Origin of the sequence: Frigoribacterium sp. PhB116, from assembly GCF_004364285.1 — a bacterium.
Lineage (GTDB): Bacteria > Actinomycetota > Actinomycetes > Actinomycetales > Microbacteriaceae > Frigoribacterium.
This window is the reverse complement of record NZ_SOBE01000002.1, coordinates 726,770-741,316: the sequence shown is the minus strand read 5'-3', so window position 1 is coordinate 741,316 and position 14,547 is coordinate 726,770. Positions and strand designations below refer to the sequence as shown.

Below are 14,547 nucleotides of genomic sequence, written 5' to 3'. Positions count from 1 at the left end.
CGATGACGGACGAGGAGGCGCGGGGAGCGACGAGCGAGGGGGCTGCGGCCGGCGAGGCCGCCGGCGGAGGCGCCCCGGCACGCGGGCTCTCGCGCCGCGGCCTGCTGGGCCTGATCGGCACCGGCGTCGGCGCGGGCGCCCTGGGCGTCGGGGTCGGGGTCGGCAGCGACCGGGCCCTGCAGGCGCACGCGCAGGGCACCTCGGGCGCCGCGGCACGCTACCCCTTCGCCGGCCGCCACCAGTCGGGCATCACGACCGCGGCCCAGGACCGGCTGCACTTCGCCTCGTTCGACATGGCCGCAGGCACCACCCGGCGCGACCTCGTCGAGTTGCTGCAGGACTGGAGCGCGGCCGCCGCCCGCCTCGCCCAGGGCCTCGACGTCAGCGAGGCGGGGGCGACCGGAGGATCGCCCCTCGCGCCGCCCGACGACACCGGGGAGGCGACGGGACTGCCGGCCGCCGGGCTCACGATCACGATCGGGTTCGGCCCGACCCTGTTCACGGACGCGACCGGCACCGACCGCTACGGCATCGCCTCGCAGCGGCCCGCCGCCCTCGTCGACCTGCCGCACTTCTCGGGCGACCAGCTCGAGGAGGCGCTGACCGGCGGGGACCTGTGCGTCCAGGCCTGCAGCGACGACCCCCAGGTCGCCGTGCACGCCGTCCGGAACCTGTCGCGCATCGCCTTCGGCCGGGCCTCCCTGCGCTGGTCGCAGCTCGGCTTCGGCCGCACCTCGTCGACGACCCGCGGCCAGTCCACGCCGCGCAACCTGTTCGGGTTCAAGGACGGCACGGCGAACCTGCGCGCCGAGGACGGCGCCGCCGTCGAGCAGGGCGTCTGGGCTGCCGGCAGCGACGGCGCCGACTGGATGGACGGCGGCTCCTACCTCGTCGCGCGCAAGATCCGCATGACCATCGAGACCTGGGACCACGCCTCGCTCGCCGAGCAGCAGACGGTCGTCGGCCGCGACAAGGGCGAGGGCGCGCCGCTGTCGGGCGGCTCGGAGTTCACGGCCCCCGACTTCGCGGCCGTGTCCGCCGACGGCTCGGGACCGGCCATCGCCGTGGACTCGCACGTGGCGCTCGCCCACCCCGACCAGAACGGCGGGGCGACCCTGCTGCGCCGCGGCTACAACTTCGTCGACGGCAACGACTCGCTCGGGCGGCTCGACGCCGGGCTCTTCTTCATCGCGTTCCAGCGGGATCCTCGACGCCAGTTCGTGCCGATCCAGACGGCGCTCGCGCGGAACGACCGGATGAACGAGTACCTCAAGCACGTCGGCTCGGGCATCTTCGCCGTGCCGCCGGGGGCGAGCCAGGGCGGCTGGGTCGGCGAGACCCTGCTGGGCTGAGGCGCGCCTCCTGCGGGAGGGCTCGGAGGGGCGCTTCGCAGGGCCTGGTCGACGCCTCGACCCGACATGCGCGACGGGCTAGACGGGCGTGACGACGTAGGTCGCGACGACCGCGCTGTCGGAGGCCTGCGTCGTGAGCGTCAACAGCACGCGGTACGTGGCTCCCGTGAAGGTGCCGAGCGCGGTGTCGCCGTCGACGTTCACCCCGCTGGCCGTGTAGCCGGCGCCCTCGAGCTGGGTCTGAGCCGTGGCGAAGTCGTCGAGGCTGCCGACGGTGAGCTGGGCGACCCAGCCGGTGCCCTCGGGGCCCGCTCCCCCGCCGCGGACCGTGCCGTCGAGCAGGGGCACGTCGGCCGGGAACGACTCGGGCAGGGTGCCGTCGGTCGACACGCTCGCGCCGCCGAGCACGTCGCCCACCGCGTCCTCGACGGTGCCGCGCACGCTCTCGACGCCCTGGTCGACGGCGCTGCCCACGATGTTGTCGACCATCGAGCCGTCGCCGCAGGCGGCCAGGCCGACGACGACCCCGCCGGCCAGGAGCAGGGCGGAGGCGGAGCGGACGAGGCGGGTGCGGGGAGTGCGGGTCAGCGTGGTCACGGCGACGACCGTAGCGCCCGCCGCTGTGCGGAGCCGTGGAACGTGCGGCCCCTGCAGCCGCCTCCGTTCATGTCGGGGGCGGGTCAACTGCGCCGAGGGCGGGTCGCCGGCTACCCGCCCCCGGTGACGATGACCCGCCCCCGACGTACTCGTCGCTCCGTGCAAGGCGGGGCGGGCGATCGTGCTGCGTGGGCAGACAGCGAAGGAGGCGCCCCGCACTGCTGCGGGGCGCCTCCTTCGTGACCTGGCCGGGTCGGCCCGATCGGGTGCTGGTTACGCGTTCTGCTTCTTGAGGCGAGCCGTGCTGCGCTGGCGGGCGCTGGCGTCGAGCTCGACCTTGCGGATGCGGATGGCGTCGGGGGTGACCTCGACGCACTCGTCGTCACCGGCGAACTCGAGCGCCTCCTCGAGCGACAGCACCTTGGAGGGGGTCATCGACTCGAAGTTGTCGGCAGTCGACTGACGCATGTTGGTCAGCTTCTTCTCCTTGGTGATGTTGACGTCCATGTCGTCGGCGCGCGAGTTCTCGCCCACGACCATGCCCTCGTAGACCTCTTCGGTCGGCTGCACGAAGAACGTCATGCGCTCCTGCAGGTTGATGATCGCGAAGGGCGTGACGACGCCGGAGCGGTCGGCGATGATCGAGCCGTTGGTGCGGGTCGAGATCTCGCCGGCCCAGGGGCCGTAGCCGTGGCTGATGCCGTTGGCGATGCCCGTGCCGCGGGTGTCGGTGAGGAACTGCGTGCGGAAGCCGATCAGGCCGCGCGACGGGACGATGAACTCCATGCGGACCCAGCCCGAGCCGTGGTTCGCCATGTTCTCCATGCGGCCCTTGCGGGCGGCCATCAGCTGCGTGATCGCGCCGAGCCACTCGTCGGGCACGTCGATCGTCATGTGCTCGAACGGCTCCTGGAGCTTGCCGTTCTCGTCACGACGGGTGACGACCTGGGGCTTGCCGACGGTGAGCTCGAAGCCCTCGCGACGCATCTGCTCGACGAGGATGGCCAGCGCGAGCTCGCCGCGGCCCTGGACCTCCCACGCGTCGGGGCGTCCGATGTCGACGACCTTGAGCGAGACGTTGCCGATCAGCTCGCGGTCGAGGCGGTCCTTGACCATGCGCGCGGTCAGCTTGTGCCCCTTGACCTTGCCGATGATGGGCGACGTGTTGGTGCCGATCGTCATCGAGATGGCGGGGTCGTCGACCGTGATGGTCGGCAGCGGCCGCACGTCGTCGGGGTCGGAGAGGGTCTCGCCGATGGTGATCGTGTCGAAGCCGGCGACCGCGACGATGTCGCCGGGGCCCGCGCTCTCGGCCGGGTAGCGACTGAGGGCCTTCGTGATGAGCAGCTCGGTGATGCGGGCGTTCGCGACGGTGCCGTCGGCCTTGACCCAGGCGACGGTCTGGCCCTTCTTCAGGGTGCCGTGGAAGACGCGGAGGAGCGCGAGGCGACCGAGGAACGGCGAGGCGTCGAGGTTGGTGACGTGCGCCTGCAGCGGGTGCTCGTCGTCGTAGGTCGGCGCAGGCACGTGCGTGAGGATCGCGTCGAACAGCGGCTCGAGGTCGTCGTTGTCGGGCAGCGAGCCGTCGGCGGGCTTGTTGACGGACGCGGCGCCGTTGCGGCCGGACGCGTAGACGACGGGCACGTTGAGGATGGCGTCGAGGTCGAGGTCGTCGACCTCTTCGCTCAGGTCGCTGGCGAGGCCGAGGAGCAGGTCCTGGCTCTCGGCGACGACCTCGTCGATGCGCGCGTCGGGACGGTCGGTCTTGTTGACCAGCAGGATGACGGGGAGCTTGGCCGCGAGGGCCTTGCGGAGCACGAAGCGCGTCTGGGGCAGGGGGCCCTCGGACGCGTCGACCAGCAGGACGACGCCGTCGACCATGGACAGGCCGCGCTCGACCTCGCCGCCGAAGTCGGCGTGGCCGGGGGTGTCGATCACGTTGATGGTGATCGGGCCGTCGGTCGCGTGGGCACCGTTGTAGAGCACCGCGGTGTTCTTCGCGAGGATCGTGATGCCCTTCTCGCGCTCGAGCTCGTTCGAGTCCATCATGCGGTCTTCGGTGTCGAAGTGCGCGTCGAACGAGTTCGTCTGCTTGAGCATGGCGTCGACGAGGGTCGTCTTGCCGTGGTCGACGTGGGCCACGATCGCCACGTTGCGCAGGTCGCTGCGGATGGCAGTCGCCATGGATGAATTCCTTACGAGAAGAGTCAGGGGGAAGTGGTCGGGACGAAGCCCGGCGGGAACAGTCTACGGCACGTGGTAAAGGGGCCCTCCCCCGTGCTCTCGGCACGGTCGGAAGGCCCCTCCACAGGCGGGCTGATCGATGCGTCAGCCGCTCAGGGCGTCAGCCGCTCAGCGGCCGAACTCGAACTGCGCACCCGGGATGGCCTCGAGCAGCTCGCGGGTGTACTGCTGCGACGGGTTCGCGAAGATCTCGTCGGTGGTGCCCGACTCGACGATGCGGCCCTTCTGCATGACGCAGACGTTGTCGGCGATGAGCCGGACGACCGCGAGGTCGTGCGTGATGAAGAGGTACGTCAGGCCCAGCTCGGTCTGCAGGTCGGTGAGCAGGTCGAGCACCTGCCCCTGCACGAGCACGTCGAGGGCCGAGACGGCCTCGTCGAGCACGATCACGTCGGGCTTGAGCGCGAGCGCGCGCGCCACCGCGATGCGCTGACGCTGACCGCCCGAGAGCTCGCCCGGGTAGCGGTTGATCATCGACACCGGCAGCGAGACCTGGTTCAGCAGCTCGTGCACCCGGGCCTGGCGGCTCTTGTGGTCGCCGATGCCGTGCGTGACGAGCGGCTCGGCGATCGTGTTGCCGACGCTGTACATCGGGTCGAGCGAGCCGTACGGGTCCTGGAAGACCGGCTGCACGCGGCGACGGAACCCGAAGAGCTCCGAGCCCTTCAGCGCCCCCACGCTCTGGCCGTCGATCGCCACGGTGCCCGAGGTGATGCCCTCGAGCTGCAGCACCAGCTTGGCCACGGTCGACTTGCCCGAGCCCGACTCGCCGACGAGAGCCGTCGTCGTGCCGCGCGGGATCGAGAACGAGACGTCGTCGACGGCCCGCAGCTCGGTGGTCTTGAAGCCGCCCTGGCGGATCGCGTAGACCTTCGAGAGGTTCTCGACCTTGATGAACTCGGCGTTCGTGCGGCCGAGCTCCTCGCGCTGACGGGCACGGGCGATCAGGTCCGCGTCGTCGGCGCCCTCGTCGCTGACCTCGCCCGCGTGGCTGTGGGTGGGCTCGATCGTCGACTGGATCCGACGGCTGGCGAGGCTCGGCGCCGCCGCCACGAGGCGCTTCGTGTAGGGGTGCTGGGGGTTGGCCAGGATCTCCTTCGAGGGACCGGACTCGACCACGCGGCCCTTGTACATGACCACGAGCTTCTCGGCACGCTCGGCCGCGAGGCCGAGGTCGTGCGTGATGAAGAGCACCGAGGTGCCGTAGTCGCGCGTCAGCGTCTCGAGGTGGTCGAGGATGCGCCGCTGCACGGTCACGTCGAGGGCCGAGGTCGGCTCGTCGGCGATGAGCAGCTTCGGGTGCGACGAGAGGCCGATCCCGATCAGCACGCGCTGGCGCATGCCGCCCGAGAACTGGTGGGGGAACTGCTTGAGGCGCTGGTCGGCGTCGCCGAGCCCTGCCTCCTGCAGCACCTCGATCGCTCGCTGCCGCACCGCCTGCTTGCCGGTGGCGACGCCGTTCGCACGGATCGCCTCCTCGACCTGGAAGCCGATGCTCCACACGGGGTTGAGGTTCGACATCGGGTCCTGCGGGACGTAGCCGATGTCGCGCCCGCGGATCGCCTGCATCTCGGCGGCGGAGGCCTTCGTGAGGTCCTTGCCCTCGAAGAGGATCTGACCGCCCGTGACCTCTCCGGTGCCGGGCAGCAGGTCGATGATCGAGGTCGCGGTGGTCGACTTGCCCGAGCCGGACTCGCCCACGATGGCGAGGCGCTCGCCCGGCATCATGGTGAAGTCCACGCCGCGGACGGCGTCGACGTAGCCCGACTGGGTGCGGAACCCGATCTTCAGGCCCTTGATCTCGAGCAGGGGGGTCGCGCCGGAGGCGGTGGCCGCCTGCGCGGGTCTAGTGGAGGTGTCGCTCATCGACGGGCCCTCGCCTTCGGGTCGAGGGCGTCGCGCACGACGTCGCCCATCATCAGGAACGACAACACGGTCAGGCTCAGCGCGGCGGCCGGCCAGATCAGCGGCATGGGCGCGACGCGCAGGGACGACCGGGCGGCGTTGATGTCGTTGCCCCAGGACATGACGCCACGAGGCAGGCCGATGCCGAGGAACGACAGCGTCGCCTCCGCCACGATGAACGTGCCGAGCGACACGGTCGCGACGACGATCACCGGGGTGATCGCGTTCGGCACGACGTGGCGCACGAGGATGCGGAAACGTGACACGCCGAGAGCCGTCGAGGCCATCACGTAGTCGCTGCTCTTCGCGCCGAGCACCGAGCCGCGCATGATGCGCGCGATCTGCGGCCAGGCGAAGAGCGACAGCACGAGAGCGACGGTCAGCGGCGTGCGCGAGGGCAGCACGGACATGAGCACGATGGCGCCGAGCACGGTGGGGATGGCGAAGAAGATGTCGCCGATCCGCGAGACGATCGCGTCGAGCCAGCCTCCGTAGTAGCCGGCGAGGGAGCCGATCACGATGCCGACGATCGTCACGATGACCGTGGCGAGGAGGCCGACGGTCAGGGAGGCGCGGGTGCCGTAGATCACCCGGGCGAAGACGTCGAGGCCCTGCAGGGTGAAGCCCATGGGGTGACCGGCCTCGGGCCCGCCGTTGCTGGACTGGAGGTTCGCGCCGCTGGTCGGCGACGTCGACGTGAACAGCTGCGGGAAGACCGCGACGACGATGACGAGCAGGATCAGCACCGCGGAGATCCAGAACAGCGGGCGCGTCTTCATCGCGTCCCACGCGTCGTTCCAGCTCGAACGGGGCTTCTCGGACTCGTCGACGGCGTCGACCGCCTTGAGCGGGGTCTCCTCGAGGGGGGCGACGTAGTGGTCGGGCGAGAGACCGGGGGTCGGGTTACTTGGCATAGCGGATCCTCGGGTCGAGAACGGCGTAGAGCAGGTCGACGAGCAGGTTGGCCAGCATGAAGATGATGACCATCACGGCCACGAACGAGACGACGGTGGGACCCTCGCCGAGGGTGATGGCACGGTAGACGGTGCCTCCCACGCCCTGGATGTTGAAGATGCCCTCGGTGACGATCGCGCCGACCATGAGCGAGCCGATGTCGACGCCCAGGTAGGTGACGACAGGGACGAGCGAGTTGCGCAGGATGTGCACGCCGACGACGCGTCGTCGAGTCAGGCCCTTGGCCGTCGCCGTGCGGACGAAGTCGGCGCTCATGTTCTCGGACACGGAGGCGCGGGTGAGCCTCACGATGTAGGCGAACGACACCGACGCCAGCACGATCGCGGGCAGGACGAGCTCGTTCCACGGAGCCTGCGAGCTGACCGTGGTGCGGAACAGGCCGAGCTGGATGCCGAAGACGTACTGCAGCACGAAGCCGATGACGAACGTGGGCACCGAGATGAGGAGCAGCGACACGACCAGCGCGCTGTTGTCGAAGATCTTGCCCTTGCGGAGGCCGGCGACGAGGCCGACCAGGATGCCGGCGACGGACTCGAACAGGAGGGCGAGCATCGCGAGGCGGAACGTGATCGGGAAGGCACGGATCAGCTCGTCGATGACGGGTCGGCCGGAGAACGTGGTGCCGAGGTCACCGGTGAAGAGTCCGCCCACGTAGAGCAAATACTGCACGATGAACGGCTTGTCGAGGTTGTACTGGGCGCGGATGGCCTCGATGACCGCCGGGCTCGGCTGCTTCTCGCCGAAGAGCGCCGCGACGGGGTCGCCCGGCAGGGCGAAGACCATGAAGTAGATGAGGAACGTCGCCCCGAAGAAGACGGGGATCAGCTGGAGGAGGCGCCGGCCGGTGTACCAGAGCATCAGGCCGCCTCGGATTTCTGCGCGTGCATGGATGTCGCAATCGTGTGGAGGAAGAGGTGGACGCCCTTCGGGGGGCCCGGGACAGGATGACCTGCCCGGACCCCCCGGGGACGAGGAGAGAGGCTACGCCGCTCTCGGTGCGACTAGTTCTTGGTGACCTCGTAGAAGAGGGGCACCGAGTTCCAGCCGAACTCCACGTTGCTGACCGTGTCGGCCCAGACGCCGGTGACGTTCGAGTACCACAGCGGGACGACGGGCAGGTCCTGGAAGAGGACCTCCTGTGCCTTCTGGAAGTCGGCGGTCGCGTCGTCGGCCGAGGTCGCCGCGGCGCCCTCGGAGAGCAGGCCGTCGAACTCGGTGCTGGTGTAGCGGCCGTAGTTCGAGCCGGCACCGGTCTGGTACAGCGGCGAGAGGAAGTTGTACAGCGACGGGTAGTCGGCCTGCCATCCGGAACGGAAGGCGCCGGTCATGGCGTCGTTGTCCTCGTCGTCGAGCAGCTCGGCGAAGGTCGGGTAGGACTGACCCTCGGCCTTGATTCCCAGCGTGTCGGAGATGCTGTTCGTCGCGGCGTCGACCCAGTTCTGGTGGCCGCCGTCGGCGTTGTAGGCGAGGGTGAACGTCGTGTCGCCGTAGGGCGAGATGGCGTCGGCCTCGGCCCACAGCTCCTTGGCCTTGTCCGCGTCGTACGAGAGCACGTCAGAGCCCTCGAGGTCGTCCGAGTAGCCGTCGATGACCGGGGACGTGAAGTCCTTGGCCGGCGTGCGGGTGCCCTGGAAGATGACGTCGGTGATGTCGTCGCGGTTGATCGAGAGCGAGATGGCCTGGCGGCGCAGCTTGCCCTCCTCCGTCGTGCCGTCGAAGTGCTCGAGGTACTGCGGGATGGTGAACGACTGGAAGATCGCCGCGGGCTGGTTGACGTAACGGTCCGCGAAGTCGCTCTGGTAGGAGGCGAACTGGGCGTCCGGGACCTGGTCGAGGATGTCGAGGTTGCCCGACAGCGCGTCGGCGTACGCCGCGTCCTGCGTGGTGTAGAAGGTGATCGTCAGACCGCCGTTGACGGGCTTGCGCGGGCCGTCGTAGTCGGGGTTGGTGACGAGCTTGATGTCCTGGTTGTGCGTCCAGGCGCCTTCGCTCTCGAGCTTGTACGGGCCGTTGCCGACGGGGTTCTCGCCGAACGCGTCGACGTCGTCGTAGAACGACTCGGGCAGCGGCGAGAAGGCCGAGTAGCCGAGACGGAGGGGCCAGTCGGCGGCGGGCGCGGACAGCTCGACCGTGAACTCGGTGTCGCTGACGACCTCGAGCTGGAGGTCGCTGTCGGCCTCGGCGTCGTAGCCGGCGATGTTGTCGAAGAAGTACGAGGCGCTCTGGGCGTTGGAGACCTGAGCGGCCCAGTTCCAGGCCTTCGTGAACGACTCGGACGTGACCGGCGTGCCGTCGGTGAAGGTCTGGCCGTCCTTGAGCGTGATGGTCCAGAGCTGGTTGTCGTCCGACTCGATCGACTCGGCCGCGTCCATCTCGGACTCGCCGTCGGCGTTGTACGAGACGAGGCCCGCGAACACGGAGTCGATGATCTTGCCGCCGCCGACCTCGGTGGTGTTCGAGGGGACGAGCGGGTTCTGAGGCTCGTTGCCGTTGGTGGTGATGATGGCGCTGGAGTCGCCCGAGCCGCTGTCGCCCGAGTCCCCACCGCTGGCGCAGCCCGTGAGGACGAGTGCTGCCGTCCCCACGACGGCGATGGCCCCGAGGCCCGTGCGCGTCTTCTTCAATGTTCCTCCTGATGCGGGAAAGGACGCAGCGGGGCCCCCATGAGCCTCGCCGCGTTGGATGCAGTCACCCTAAGCACCGGGCTCAGCCATCTCCAAACCCCTGGGGGAACGGTTACACGACGGAAACCAACTCGCCGGATAGTTGCGTCCGTGGGCGATCTGTTGCGCCGCGGCTGCGAAGAGCGCAAGGATCCGCTGCGAGAAATCAGACACCTGCCGGGTATCATCCGCTGCCGGCGGGAGCGTCCCGTACGATCAGCGCGTGAGCGACAGAGACGACACGCTACCGGCAACGCCGGGGCCGAGGCCACGCGACGGGATGGCAGGGCCTCTCGAGACGGGGCCGGGTCGACCTGGCAGGGCGCGCCTCCGGGTCGAGATCGCGATCGTGCTCGGGCTGTCGCTGGGCGCCTCGGCCGTGTACTCGGTGCTGTCGATCGCCAACCGGCTGACCCGCGACGAGTCGCTGTCGCAGCAGACGGCGACGCTCAACTCCTCGCTCAGCGACCGGCCGGTCTTCGACCTGATCTACCAGCTGGTGGGCATCGCCGTCGACCTCGTCCCTGTGGCACTCGTCGCCTACCTGCTGTGGAACGAGGCCCGCCCGCACCTCGGCCGCCTCGGGGTCGACTTCTCCCGCGCCGGCCGCGACGTGCTCGGCGGTGCCGGGCTCGCCCTCGCCATCGGCATCCCGGGCATCGGGCTCTACCTCGTCGGCAAGGCCCTCGACCTGACCGTGACCGTCATCCCGACCGACCTCGCCGCCGAGTGGTGGACGGTGCCCGTGCTGCTGCTCTCGGCGCTCAGGGCCGGCGTGACGGAGGAGGTCATCGTCGTCGCGTACCTCTTCGCCCGGCTGCGCGACCTCGGCTGGCGCACCTGGCCGATCATCGTCGCCGCCGCCCTGCTGCGCGGCAGCTACCACCTGTACCAGGGCTTCGGGGCCTTCGTCGGCAACGTCGTGATGGGGCTCGTCTTCGGCTGGCTCTACACGCGGACCGGCCGGGTGCTCCCGCTGGTCGTCGCGCACCTCCTGATGGACGCGGCCGTGTTCGTCGGCTACCCGTGGGCGGCCACGACGTTCCCGGCCGCCTTCGGCCTGCCGAGCTGACCCGAGGAGGCGGCGGGCCGGACGAGAGGCATGGCCTCCCCCGGCCACGCCGACGCCGATCTGCGCCGACTTGCCTCGTCGGCTCCCGGCACCCCTTGACACCCGTTCGGGGGGAGCGTGTCATGGTCTCGAGGGTCGAACGGACTCGACAACTCCACACGCACCTCCTCGACCGTCCCCCGGGTGTCATCCGGGACGGCCCCCGTCACGCCGGCGCCGTCCGCGCCGCTCAGGGGCCGGCACCCGCGGGGACCAGGAGGGAGCCGCCCGGGTCGCCGACGGGATCAGCGACCGGGCGGCTCCCTGCGTCACGGCTCGACGTGCGGAGCGGGCCAGCTCAGGCGAAGGCCTCGACCGGCGGGCACGCGCAGAACAGGTTGCGGTCGCCCCAGGCCTGGTCGATGCGGCGGACCGGCGGCCAGTACTTGCCGCGCACCAGGGTGCGGACCGGGTACACGGCCTCGTCGCGGCTGTACTCGCGGGTCCACTCCCCCGAGATGACCGACTCGGCCGTGTGGGGCGCGCCCCGCAGGGGGCTCGACTCGGCGGTGAAGCGGCCCGACGCCACGTCGGCGGCCTCGCCGGCGATGGCGATCATCGCGTCGACGAAGCGGTCGATCTCGGCGAGGTCCTCGCTCTCGGTCGGCTCGACCATCAGCGTGCCGGCGACCGGGAACGACATCGTCGGCGAGTGGAAGCCGTAGTCGATGAGGCGCTTGGCCACGTCGTCGACGGTCACGCCCGTGGCGTCGCGGAGCGGTCGCAGGTCGAGGATGCACTCGTGTGCGACGAGCCCGTTCTCTCCCGCGTACAGCACCGGGAAGTGGTCGCGCAGCCGCGCCGCCACGTAGTTCGCCGAGAGGACCGCGGCGCCCGTCGCCGCGGCGAGCCCCTCGGTGCCCATCATGCGGACGTACGCCCAGCTGATCGGCAGGATGCTCGGCGACCCGTAGGGGGCGCTCGACACGGGGACGCCCGCGTGGGCGAGCCGCTCGCCGGCCCCGGCGGGCTCGGCACCCGTGCGACGGTCGGCCTGCTGCGCCAGGGGGTGGCCGGGCAGGTACGGGGCGAGGTGGGCCTTGGCCGCCACGGGCCCGACACCGGGACCGCCGCCTCCGTGCGGGATGCAGAACGTCTTGTGCAGGTTCAGGTGCGAGACGTCTCCGCCGAAGTCGCCGAACCGGGCGAAGCCGAGCAGCGCGTTGAGGTTCGCGCCGTCGACGTACACCTGGCCGCCGGCCGCGTGCACCGCGTCGGTGACCTCGCGGATGTCGTGCTCGTAGACGCCGTGCGTCGACGGGTACGTGATCATCAGCGCCGCGAGCTCGTCACGGTGCTGCTCGACCTTGGCACGCAGGTCGCCGAGGTCGACGTCGCCCTGCTCGTTGCACGCCACGACGACCACGCGGAGCCCTGCGAGCACGGCGCTGGCCGCGTTCGTGCCGTGCGCGCTCTGCGGGATGAGGCACACGGTGCGGGCCGTGTCGCCGGCGGCGAGGTGGAAGCCGCGGATCGCGAGCAGGCCGGCGAGCTCGCCCTGGCTGCCGGCGTTGGGCTGCAGCGAGACCGTGTCGTAGCCCGTGACCTCGGCCAGCCAGCCCTCGAGCTGGCCGATCATCTCGAGGTAGCCCTCGACGTCGGAGGCCGGCGCGAACGGGTGCACGGCCGCGAACTCGGGCCACGTCACGGCCGCCATCTCGGTCGCGGCGTTGAGCTTCATCGTGCAGCTGCCGAGCGGGATCATGCCGCGGTCGAGCGCGTAGTCCTTGTCGGCGAGGTGCTTGAGGTAGCGCATCATGCTGGTCTCGCTGCGGTGCGTGCGGAAGACCGGGTGCGTCAGGAAGTCGGAGGTGCGGCGGAGGCCCTCCGGCAGCACCGCGTCGCGCTCGTCGCGCGCCTCGCCGCCGCCTGCGGGCGACGCCGCGGGCAGGGCGACCCCGAGCACGTCAGCGACGACCTCGAGGTCGTCGCGCGTCGTGGTCTCGTCGAGCGACAGCCGGACGCAGTCGGCGTCGACGGCCCAGAGCAGGTAGCCGCGAGCGTGCGCGGCGGCGACGATCTCGTCCGCCCGGCCGGGCACGAAGACCTGGAGGGTGTCGAAGAACACGTCGCTCTCGAGCTCGAGGTCGCTCGCGCGCACGGCGGCCGCGAGGTCGGCGGCGTGCGCGTGGACGCGCGAGGCGATGTGCCGGAGCCCCCACGGGCCGTGGTACACGGCGTACATCGAGGCCATCACGGCGAGCAGCACCTGAGCGGTGCAGATGTTCGACGTCGCCTTCTCACGACGGATGTGCTGCTCGCGGGTCTGCAGGCTGAGCCGGTAGGCCGGGTGGCCTTCGACGTCTTGCGAGACACCGACGAGACGGCCGGGCAGCTGGCGCTCGAGCCCCGTGCGGACGGCCATGTAGCCGGCGTGCGGCCCGCCGAAGCCCATCGGCACGCCGAAGCGCTGGCTCGTGCCGACGGCGACGTCGGCCCCGAACTCGCCGGGCGGACGGAGCAGCGTCATCGCGAGCAGGTCGGCGGCGACGACCGCGAGGCCGCCGGCGGCGTGGACGGCGGCGACGACCGCCTCCGGGTCCCAGACGCAGCCGGAGGCACCGGGGTACTGCACGAACACGCCGAAGGCGTCGGGGATCTCGGCCGGGTCGACGCTGGAGAGCTCGAGCTCGACGAGCTCGATGCCCACGGCCTCGGCACGCCCGGCGAGCAGGGCCTTCGTCTGCGGCAGCGCGTCGGAGTCGACGACGAAGACGTCGGTGCGCGCCTTCGAGGCACGACGGGCGAGCAGCATGCCCTCGACGACGGCGGTGCCCTCGTCGAGCATCGACGCGTTGGCCGTGGTGAGGCCGGTCAGCTCGGAGACCATCGTCTGGAAGTTGATGAGCGCCTCGAGCCGGCCCTGCGAGATCTCGGGCTGGTACGGCGTGTAGGCCGTGTACCAGCTCGGGTTCTCGAGCACGTTGCGCTGGATCACGGCAGGCGTGACGGTGTCGTAGTAGCCGAGGCCGATCATGCTGCGCGAGGGGCGGCCGCGGCCGGCGAGCGCGCGGAGCTCGGCCAGCGCCTCCTTCTCGCCGATCGGCGCCGGCAGCACCGAGGCGTCGACGGGCTCGGCGTGGATGCTGTCCGGCACGGCGGCACGGACGAGGGACTCGACGCTGTCGTGGCCGAGCAGCTCGAGCATGGCCGCCTGGTCGGCGGCGGTGGTGCCGACGTGGCGGTCGACGAAGCCGGTGGCGGCCCGGTCGGACCAGTCGCCGAAGACGGACCCCTGCGCGTCGCTCATTCGGCGGTGAGGGCGACGTACTCGTCGCGCGAGAGGAGGGACAGGCCGTCGGTGCTCGACAGGGTGATCTTGATCAGCCAGCCCTCGCCGAACGGGTCGCTGTTGACGAGGTCGGGGCTGTCGACGACGGCCTGGTTGGCCTCGAGCACGGTGCCGAGGGCGGGGGCGTAGAGCTCGCCGACCGACTTGGTCGACTCGATCTCGCCGACGACCTTGCCGGTCTCGACCTCCGTGCCCTCGGCGGGCAGGTCGACGTAGACGACGTCGCCGAGCTTCTCGGCGGCGTAGTCGGTGATGCCGACCGTCGCGGTGTCGCCGTCGATGAGCAGCCACTCGTGCTCGGAGGTGTACTGCAGGGCGGTGAGATCGGTCATGGCCGGTCCTTTCGAGGAGGCAGGGGCGCCGAGGAGGCGAGGGCTGAGGCTGGGCGGGGCTGAGGAAGGAACGAGG

10 protein-coding genes are annotated in these 14,547 nt (G+C 70.7%); 2 read left to right on the top strand and 8 right to left on the bottom strand.

Features of this window, described 5'->3' with window-relative positions:
* Positions 1 to 2: 2 nt before the first annotated feature.
* Positions 3 to 1,352 carry an iron uptake transporter deferrochelatase/peroxidase subunit gene (gene efeB / locus EDF20_RS09905; RefSeq protein ID WP_133738533.1) on the top strand — a complete coding sequence of 450 codons (1,350 nt, stop codon included), beginning with the start codon at positions 3 to 5 and terminating at the stop codon, positions 1,350 to 1,352.
* Positions 1,353 to 1,430: 78 nt separating this feature from the next.
* Here efeB and EDF20_RS09900 read toward each other — a convergent pair whose 3' ends face one another.
* The 6 genes from EDF20_RS09900 to EDF20_RS09875 all read right to left on the bottom strand — a co-directional run bounded on the left by EDF20_RS09900 (position 1,431) and on the right by EDF20_RS09875 (position 9,697).
* Entirely contained in the window at positions 1,431 to 1,949 is a 519-nt protein-coding gene (locus tag EDF20_RS09900) for a hypothetical protein (protein ID WP_123548122.1), read from the bottom strand.
* Between the two features lie 273 nt (positions 1,950 to 2,222).
* Entirely contained in the window at positions 2,223 to 4,133 is a 1,911-nt protein-coding gene (typA, locus tag EDF20_RS09895) for a translational GTPase TypA (RefSeq protein WP_123548121.1), read from the bottom strand.
* Between the two features lie 168 nt (positions 4,134 to 4,301).
* Positions 4,302 to 6,059, bottom strand: a complete 1,758-nt coding sequence (locus EDF20_RS09890; protein WP_123548120.1) for an ABC transporter ATP-binding protein — start codon at positions 6,057 to 6,059, stop codon at positions 4,302 to 4,304.
* The gene (locus EDF20_RS09885; protein ID WP_123548119.1) at positions 6,056 to 7,012 is read right to left on the bottom strand and encodes an ABC transporter permease; all 957 of its coding nucleotides are present in this window, start codon (positions 7,010 to 7,012) and stop codon (positions 6,056 to 6,058) included. Before EDF20_RS09885 ends, EDF20_RS09890 begins: the two co-directional genes overlap by 4 nt.
* On the bottom strand, positions 7,002 to 7,931 hold the full coding sequence (locus EDF20_RS09880; protein ID WP_123548118.1) for an ABC transporter permease: 930 nt from the start codon (positions 7,929 to 7,931) through the stop codon (positions 7,002 to 7,004). Before EDF20_RS09880 ends, EDF20_RS09885 begins: the two co-directional genes overlap by 11 nt.
* Positions 7,932 to 8,074: 143 nt before the next feature.
* A complete protein-coding gene (locus EDF20_RS09875) occupies positions 8,075 to 9,697 on the bottom strand; it encodes an ABC transporter substrate-binding protein (RefSeq protein WP_133738532.1) in 1,623 nt (540 codons plus the stop codon).
* Positions 9,698 to 10,016: 319 nt separating this feature from the next.
* On the opposite strand from EDF20_RS09875, the gene EDF20_RS09870 reads away from it, so the two are divergent.
* Positions 10,017 to 10,808, top strand: coding sequence for a CPBP family intramembrane glutamic endopeptidase (locus EDF20_RS09870; RefSeq protein ID WP_123548116.1), 792 nt, complete (start codon positions 10,017 to 10,019; stop codon positions 10,806 to 10,808).
* Between the two features lie 337 nt (positions 10,809 to 11,145).
* Here EDF20_RS09870 and gcvP read toward each other — a convergent pair whose 3' ends face one another.
* Positions 11,146 to 14,097, bottom strand: a complete 2,952-nt coding sequence (gcvP, locus tag EDF20_RS09865; protein ID WP_133738531.1) for an aminomethyl-transferring glycine dehydrogenase — start codon at positions 14,095 to 14,097, stop codon at positions 11,146 to 11,148.
* Positions 14,094 to 14,471 carry a glycine cleavage system protein GcvH gene (gene gcvH, locus EDF20_RS09860; protein WP_123548114.1) on the bottom strand — a complete coding sequence of 126 codons (378 nt, stop codon included), beginning with the start codon at positions 14,469 to 14,471 and terminating at the stop codon, positions 14,094 to 14,096. Before gcvH ends, gcvP begins: the two co-directional genes overlap by 4 nt.
* Positions 14,472 to 14,547: the final 76 nt, after the last annotated feature.